The following is a 1925-nucleotide window of genomic DNA, read 5'->3' on the forward strand; positions in this document are numbered from 1 at the left end:
GACGAGTGTGCGAGAACGTACACAGTATGCCATTAATGGCTTGCTTGTTTTATTGGGAATTCTCGCTATCGTTTACGGTTATTGGTTAGGACTAATTCTTATCGCCTTTGCCATCACATCGTTCTTGAAGATGCGTGGCACGCTTTCCAAAAAGCGCAAAAACCTGCTTGACATTATCATTTCATCTGTTGCCATCGTCGTTTTATTAGCAGAATACTGGCGACCATTGGGCTTTGACCGAAGCATTGTGATGAACCTAATATTTGTTTTCATTATCTGTTTTGGACTGCTCGGTGTGTTCTCGATTTTCAGGATATACTATGAACGTATTTTGCGATGGGCACTTCAGAATCGATATCTATTCTTAATCGTTCCGGTTACGGTGCTCACGTTGGGTATTATCATAATGCGCAATACGGGCAAAGAGTTTATGCCAGCGCTGAATGAAGGTTCATTTCTTTTGATGCCTACATCCCTACCACACGCAGGTGTAGAAGAAAACAAGCGTGTATTGCAACAGCTCGATATGGCGGTGGCAAGCATTCCAGAAATCGAAACCGTGGTGGGAAAAGCGGGAAGAACCGAAAGCGCACTCGACCCTGCCCCGTTATCGATGTATGAGAATGTCATTCAGTATAAATCTGAATATATGCGGAATAGTTCTGGCGAGCGACAACGCTACAAATTCAATGAGGATGGATTATTTGTACTGAAGAACGACAAATTTATCATCAACCCGAATAATGAGATAGATGAAGATGCAAACTATGACGAAGCATCGCTCAAGACTACTGCCACGCGCAATGATTTGATTGAAGATGAAGATGGCGAGTACTACCGAAACTGGCGACCGGACATTGAAAGTCCAGATGATATTTGGAACGAGATAGTTCGAGTGACCAAATTGCCAGGCGTGACATCGGCACCCAAGTTGCAACCCATCGAAACTCGACTGGTAATGCTACAAACGGGAATGCGGGCACCTATGGGCATCAAGGTAAAAGGTCCCGATTTAAAATCGATAGAAAATTTTGGACTGGAATTGGAAGACATTCTCAAACAAGCCGAAGGCGTTAAGGAACAAGCTGTTTTTGCAGACCGTATCGTGGGTAAACCGTACTTGCTCATAGATATTAAGCGAGACCAATTGGCTCGATATGGCGTGTCTATAATGGACGTGCAGGAAATTCTTCAAGTGGCTGTAGGCGGTATGCCACTCACACAAACCGTGGAAGGTCGTGAACGCTATGCCGTTCGGGTTCGGTATCCACGAGAATTACGGGCAAATCCAGATGACTTGCGTAATATCTATGTTCCAGTTGAAAAAGGAAGTCCCGTACCGCTGGGCGAATTGGTTGAAATTCGATACGAACAAGGTCCACAAGTTATTAAGAGCGAAGACACTTTTCTAATTGGCTACGTGCTGTTTGACAAGCTCGACGGCTTTGCCGAAGTGGATGTGGTGGAAAATGCCCAAGCCTTAATACAAGAAAATATTGATAACGGTTCGTTGGTCGTACCACAGGGCGTGAGCTATCGCTTTACGGGAACGTATGAAAATCAGTTACGGGCAGAAAAAACGCTGTCGGTTGTCGTACCGCTTTGTTTGCTCGTGATTTTCTTGATTTTGTATTTCCAGTTCAGGTCGGTTTCTACATCGCTTATGGTGTTTACTGCCATTGCCGTAGCTTTTGCAGGTGGCTTTATAATGATATGGCTGTACGGGCAAGATTGGTTTTTCAACTTCAGTTTTTTCGGCGAAAATCTACGGGATTTGTTCAATATGAAAACCATCAATTTAAGTGTGGCCGTTTGGGTAGGATTTATTGCCCTGTTCGGTATTGCAACGGATGATGGTGTCGTTATGGCCACCTATTTAGACCAATCTTTCAAAAGCAACGAACCAGACAATAAAAAGGGCATTC

Annotated in this window: 1 protein-coding gene; it reads left to right on the forward strand. The window is 44.1% G+C overall.

Features of this window, described 5'->3' with window-relative positions; translation table 11 throughout:
* The coding region (locus PP181_RS17655) for an efflux RND transporter permease subunit (protein WP_272638052.1) at positions 1 to 1925 on the forward strand (1925 nt) is incomplete at both ends.

The organism is Maribacter sp. PR66 (assembly GCF_028464205.1).
GTDB classification, from domain to species: domain Bacteria; phylum Bacteroidota; class Bacteroidia; order Flavobacteriales; family Flavobacteriaceae; genus Maribacter; species Maribacter flavus.